We start from the raw sequence: 5,704 nt of genomic DNA, 5'->3' as shown, positions 1-5,704 counted from the left end.
CCCGGCCCGCGCCGCCGCCGCGGCCGGGCTGTGCGTCGAGGCGGTGGAGGACATCACCGCCGGGGTGCTCCGCTCGCTGGACCGCCTGCCCGCGGAGGCCGCCCGGCTGCTCGGCACCCTGGACGAGGGACCCCGTGCCGCCTACGCCCGCTTCTTCGCCGACCGGGTCGGCCGCGACTCGGCGGGCCTGTACCGCTCCGGGCGCTGCGTCTACCTGCGGCTGCACGCCCGCCGGGAGGGCTGAGCCGGTGACACCCCACGGCCCGGCCCGAACGGCCGGAATGATCGGAACCCTCCTTGACAGCGCTCCGCGACTGATAGTCTCGCGATCGAGTCAAGAAGGGGTGCGCCGTGGCGGACAACCAAGAGCTCGGCAACCGGATCCGGCAGCTCCGGCGGGCCGCGAAACTCTCGCAGGCCGACCTGGCCGGGGACGACCTGTCGCCCAGCTACGTCTCCCTGCTGGAGGCGGGCAAGCGGGTGCCGACCACCCGCGTGGTCGAGCAGCTCGCCGAGCGGCTCGGCTGCGACCCGAAGGCGCTGCTCGGGCTGATGCCGCGCGCCCGCACCGAGGACATCGAGGTCGAGCTCCGCTACGCGGAGATCATGCTGCGCAACGGCGACAGCGAGGGCGCGCTGCGCGCCTACGAGAAGGTCTCCGCCGAGGCCTCGGACGCCGGCCAGGAGGACATCGCCGCCCAGGCCGAACTCGGCACCGCCCAGGCGCTGGAGCTGTGCGGGCGGCTGGAGGAGGCCGTGGTGCGCTACGAACGGCTGCACGCCGGCGGCCGGCCCGCCCGGCAGGGCGCCGGCCGGCTCACCGTGGTGGTCGCGCTCTGCCGCTGCTACCGCGAGCTCGGCGACCTCGCGCACGCCGTCGACCTCGCCGAGACCACCCTCGCCGAGGTGCAGCGGCTCGGCCTGCTGCCCACCGTCACCGGCATGGAACTGCTGTCCACCCTGGTCGGGCTGCACTCCGAACGCGGCGACCTGCACCGCGCCTCCTACCTCGCCTCGCTCGGCCTGGAGCAGGCCCGGCAGGTGGAGGACCCGAAGGCGCTCGGCGCCGTCTACTGGAACGCCAGCCTGGCGGCCCACCGCAGCGGCGACTCGGAGAACGCCCTGATGCTGGTGCAGCGGGCGCTGGCGATCTACGCGGAGGGCGAGAACGAGCGGGCCGTCGCCCGCCTCCGCAACGCCTACGCCACCGTGCTGCTGCAGCGCGACGAACCCGACGTCGAGGCGGCCAGGGACCTGCTGCGCCGCAGCGCCGACACCCTCGTCCGCGAAGGCAGCAGCATCGACCTGGCGTACTGCGAGACCGCGATGGCCCGCGCCGAACTGCTCGCCGCCGACCCGGCGGCCGCGGCCGAGCACGCCCGCAGAGCCCTGGAACTGCTCGGCCCCGGCCACCGCCTGGAGACCGCCCGGACGCTGCTCGTCCTCGCCGCGGCCCTCCAGGAGCAGGGCGACGAGGCCGGCGCCCGCGAGTCCTGCGAGCGGGGCGCGCTGATGCTGGAGGCGTCCGGCGCGGACCGGCAGGCCGCCTTCGCCTGGGCCGAGCTCGCCGAGATCCTCGACAGGGCCGGCGAGAGCGAAGGGGCCGTGCACGCCTACCAGCAGGGCATGCGCTGCCTGGGGCGGCGGGGCAGCCTGCTGCCCCACCGCTCCGGTCCGGCCCGCCGCCGCTGATCAGCAGCAGGCCGGGAAGTCCCCGGTCGTCGCGTCGGTCGACACCACCGCGCCGTCCGCGGTGACCGCACCGCCGGCGACCGGCGACGCGGCCCACCCGAGGACGGCCAGCAGGGCGAGGACGAGGCCGGCACAGGCCGTTCCAACCGGGATTCGACGCATGACAACTCCTGAGTAACCGAGTGCGGGACGGGGGCCCGGCCGGTACGCCGGACACCCCGGTCGGAGCCGGCCGGGAATCCCCCGGACGGCTCCGGAAAGCACCCGCCGGAATGCTCTCCGGCGGTCTTCCGTGCCGTGGTCGACGGCACACAGGAACGCTATCCCGAGCACATCTACAACCGATGTACAACCCGATAAACGCCGCCCGGCCCACGCGTGCGCCACCGGAATTCCGACCCCGGTGCGACGCGCGTCCGACCGGGGGCCGACAGAAAGGCGGACCGGAGATGAAGAAGGCGACGGAAATGCGGCGGGTCCTGCGGCGGGCGCTGCTCACCGGCGCGGCGGCGGCCGTGCTGCTGCTCGGCACCGCGGGCACCTCCCCCGCGGGCGCCGCCTCCGCGGACATCCCGATCGAGTCCTGGAACAACACCGGCGCCTCCGCCGGGGACACCTCCGGCGGGTCCTTGCCGCACACCGCGGACATCCACATCGGTTCGTGGAACAGCACCGGGGCCGACTACCACCGGCCGCCGACCGTCTCCTGACGCACCGCCCGCCGCCCGGCCCGCTCCGGCCGGGCGGCGTACCCGGGTGCCGGGCACCGGGTACGCCTCCCGACGGGCCTCAGACCGTCCGCACCGCCACCAGGCCGGCCACCAGGTCCGCGTGGTGCGCGTCCACCGGCAGGCCGAGTCCGGTGAACAGCGCCCGGGCCCGCAGCAGGCAGGCCCGGGCCCGGCCCTCCTCGCCGAGCTCCGTCAGCGCGCGGCCCAGCGCCAGCAGCGCGTGCGCCTGGTCGCGTTCGGCGCCCAGGTCCTCGCAGGCGGCGAGGGCGGCCTCGGCGTGTTCCACCGCCTGCCGGAGCCGGCCCGCCGCCCGCAGGCTGTCTGCCAGCCGGTAGCGGGACTGCGCGGCCCGCACCTCCAGACCGAGGCCGGAGGCCAGCGCCATGCTGCGGCCGAACCACTCGGCGGCCTCCGGGTGGTCCCCCAGCGTGTGCAGGGCCAGGCCCAGCACGTACATCGCGTAGGCCCGGCCGGGGCCCTCCTCCGCCGGGCCGCCGGGCAGGCCCCGCGCCAGGTCCGCGAGCACCGCGCGGCAGACCGCCGCGCCCTCCTCGGCCCGGCCGCCGTACACCCGGGCCAGCGCGACGTTGACCCGGGTGGCCACCTCGCCGGCCCGGTGCCCCAGCCGGCGTGCCAGCTCGACCGCCTCGCCGTAGAGCGCGTCGGCCTCCTCGTAGTCCGCCAGGTACTGGGCGACCAGGCCGCCGTCGTTGAGCACCTGCCGCAGGATCGCGGTGTCGCCGGCCGCCCGGCTGGCGGCCGCGGCCAGCCGGGTCTGGCGGCGCGCCTCGGAGAGCCGGTGCAGGTCGAGCGCGATGTTGCCGCGCAGGAAGCGCGCCCGGCCCTCGGCGCGGGCGTCGCCCCGCCGGACGGCCGCCTCGGCCAGCGCGTCCACCGCCTCGGTCAACGGCCCCCGGTGCGGGCCCAGTTCGAACGGGCTCAGCATGACCAGCAGGTCGACCGCGCCGTTCAGCCGCTCCCGGTGGTCCGGGTCGGCGCCCTCCCCGTCCGGCGGCTCGGTGCCGATCCGGTGCGCCAGCGCGACGGCCGTCCCGGACTCCGCCGACACCCAGGCCTGCGCCGCGACGCGGTCGGCGAAGGACAGCCCCGTGGTCGACGGCCGGGCGAACACCTGGTCGATCTCGTCCCCCGGGCAGCCCTGCCGGAAGGCCTCGTGCCCGGTCGCGGTCAGGAACCCGAGCAGCCGCTGCCGGGCGGCCGCGGCCTCGCCGGGGTCGGTGCGCCGCGAGGTCCGCTGCGCGAAGGAGCGCAGCAGGTCGTGGTACCGGTAGCGGCCGATCCGCAGCGACTCCACCATCCTGACGTCCACCAGGGACTCCAGCAGGTCCTCGGCGTCGTCCCGGCCGACCGCGAGCACCGCCGCCGCGGCGTTCAGCCCGATGTCCGGCCCCGGCACCGCGGCCACCAGCCGGAAGGCCCGGGCCTGGTCCGCCGAGAGCTGCCGGTAGCCGAGGGCGAACGCGGCCTCCACCGCGAGGTCGCCGATCCGCAGCTCGTCGATCCGGCGGACCTCCACCGCCAGCCGGTCGTTCATGCTGGCGACCGTCCACGCCGGACGGGCCGCCAGCCGGGCCGCCACGATCCGCACCGCCAGCGGCAGGTGGCCGCAGGCCGAGACGAGTCCGAGCGCGGCGGGCCGCTCGGCGGCCAGCCGCTCCGGGCCGATCACCCGGCCGAGCAGGCCGAGCGCCTCCTCCGGGGTGAACAGCTCCAGGTCGGTGTGCAGGGTGGCGAGCGAACTCGCCGCCCCCGTACGGCTGGTGAGCAGGACGGCGGAGCCGGCGGTGCCGGGCAGCAGCGGGCGCACCGAGGCGGCCTCGTCCGCGTTCTCCAGCACCAGGAGCAGCCGGCGGTCCGCGAGCAGCGAGCGGAGCAGCGCGGACCTGTCCTCCGTGCCGTCCGGCACCGCCTCCGGCGTGATGCCGAGCGCCGTCAGGAAGTTGGCCAGCACGGCCGCCGGGCGGCCGCCGTCCGGGCCCTCCCCGCGCAGGTCCGCGTAGAGCTGGCCGTCCGGGAAGAACCGGCGGACCTGGTGGGCGACGTGGAGCGCCAGGGTGGTCTTGCCGACCCCGCCCATGCCGGCCACCGACACGATCGCGGGCGACCCGTTCACCGGCGAGACCAGCGCCTCGCCCAGCGCCATCACCAGCGTCTCCCGGCCCACGAAGTCCGACGTGTCGGGCGGCAGTTGGCCGGGCACCGGCAGCACGGCGGCGGCCGGCCGCCGCGGCACCGGCCCGGGCACCGGCTCTGGCACCGGCTGTGCCGCGGCCCGCGGCGCGGGGGCCCGGACCGCGGGCTGCGACGGCGCGGCGGCCACGCTCCCGCCGGCCAGGATCCGGCGGTGCTCGGACTCCAGCTCGGCACCCGGCCCGATCCCCAACTCACCCACCAGGGTGCGGCGTACGGCGCGGAAGGCGGCCAGCGCGTCGGCGGTGCGGCCGGCCTGCGCCAGCGCCCGCATCAGCAACAGGTGGACCCGCTCGCGCAACGGGTGCGCCGCGGCGAGCTCGGTCAGCTCGGGGACGCAGCGCCGGTGGCCGCCGAGCGCGAGGTCCAGGGCGATCCGCTCCTCCAGCAGCGCCAGCCGGCGGTCCGCGAGCAGCCGCCGCCACCGGTCGGCGAACGGCCCGGGGATGCCGGCGAGCGGTTCGCCCCGCCAGAACGCCAGTGCCGCGTCGAGGAGATCGCGCGCCTGGGCGGTCTCGCCGTCGGTGCTCGCCCGCTCGGCGCAGGCCGCCGCCTCCTCCGCGCGGAAGACGTCCACCGCGGAGGTCGGCAGGTCGAGCCGGTAGCCGTCGCCGCCGGTGGCCAGCACCTGCGGGCCCTCGCCGTCCTCCAGGACGCGCCGCCACCGCCAGGCGTACGTCCGGATGATGCCGGTGGCCGTGCCGGGCGGCTCGTCGCCCCAGATGGCCTCCGCCAACTCTCCCGCGCCGACGGCGAGTCCGCGCCGCAGCAGGAGCACCGCGAGCATCGCCTGCTGCTGCGGGCCGCCCGTCCTGAGCTGCGCCGCCCCCCGCCGCACCTGCATCGGCCCCAGGACGGAGAGCCTGAGATCGTCCATGGATTCGTGCCCTTTGCCGCTGATCTGCCCCACCCCCGGGGTCAGGCTAGCCCCGGCCCCGGGCGGGCACCCCCGTCGATCGACTGGAATCCCGGGCACCCGGTCGACAGGACGCGGACAACCGGTGCCGCGGTTCGCGCCCCGCTCGTCCGGCCCGCGCCGGGCGCACCGCCGGCCGGACGCCCGGCCGACC

The 5,704-nt window shown here is 77.0% G+C and carries 5 protein-coding genes; 3 read left to right on the top strand and 2 right to left on the bottom strand.

Features of this window, described 5'->3' with window-relative positions; genetic code table 11:
* Together ABZ641_RS24200 and ABZ641_RS24195 are read left to right on the top strand one after the other, a co-directional pair.
* The coding region (locus tag ABZ641_RS24200; RefSeq protein ID WP_359984819.1) for a hypothetical protein at positions 1–244 on the top strand (244 nt) is incomplete at its 5' end.
* A gap of 107 nt (positions 245–351) precedes the next feature.
* Positions 352–1,692 carry a helix-turn-helix transcriptional regulator gene (locus ABZ641_RS24195; RefSeq protein ID WP_359984816.1) on the top strand — a complete coding sequence of 447 codons (1,341 nt, stop codon included), beginning with the start codon at positions 352–354 and terminating at the stop codon, positions 1,690–1,692.
* On the opposite strand, the gene ABZ641_RS24190 is transcribed toward ABZ641_RS24195, so the two are convergent.
* Complete coding sequence (locus ABZ641_RS24190) at positions 1,693–1,854, bottom strand: hypothetical protein (RefSeq protein ID WP_344627602.1); 162 nt, start codon at positions 1,852–1,854, stop codon at positions 1,693–1,695.
* Between the two features lie 287 nt (positions 1,855–2,141).
* Between ABZ641_RS24190 and ABZ641_RS24185 the strand changes: the two genes are divergently transcribed.
* Positions 2,142–2,402, top strand: a complete 261-nt coding sequence (locus ABZ641_RS24185) for a hypothetical protein (RefSeq protein WP_359984813.1) — start codon at positions 2,142–2,144, stop codon at positions 2,400–2,402.
* Positions 2,403–2,481: 79 nt separating this feature from the next.
* On the opposite strand, the gene ABZ641_RS24180 is transcribed toward ABZ641_RS24185, so the two are convergent.
* Positions 2,482–5,511, bottom strand: coding sequence for a BTAD domain-containing putative transcriptional regulator (locus ABZ641_RS24180; RefSeq protein ID WP_359984810.1), 3,030 nt, complete (start codon positions 5,509–5,511; stop codon positions 2,482–2,484).
* Between the last annotated feature and the right edge of the window lie 193 nt (positions 5,512–5,704).

The organism is Kitasatospora sp. NPDC007106, assembly GCF_040634455.1.
In the GTDB taxonomy this organism is placed as follows: domain Bacteria; phylum Actinomycetota; class Actinomycetes; order Streptomycetales; family Streptomycetaceae; genus Kitasatospora; species Kitasatospora arboriphila.
The sequence above is the reverse complement of the archived record's forward strand: the minus strand, read 5'-3'. Positions and strand labels throughout refer to the sequence as shown.

Bases quoted from the DNA above. Each gene is read 5' to 3' on its own strand.
- ABZ641_RS24190 (WP_344627602.1), bottom strand. From the start codon at position 1,854: ATGCGTCGAATCCCGGTTGGAACGGCCTGTGCCGGCCTCGTCCTCGCC.
- ABZ641_RS24185 (WP_359984813.1), top strand. From the start codon at position 2,142: ATGAAGAAGGCGACGGAAATGCGGCGGGTCCTGCGGCGGGCGCTGCTC.
- ABZ641_RS24180 (WP_359984810.1), bottom strand. From the start codon at position 5,511: ATGGACGATCTCAGGCTCTCCGTCCTGGGGCCGATGCAGGTGCGGCGG.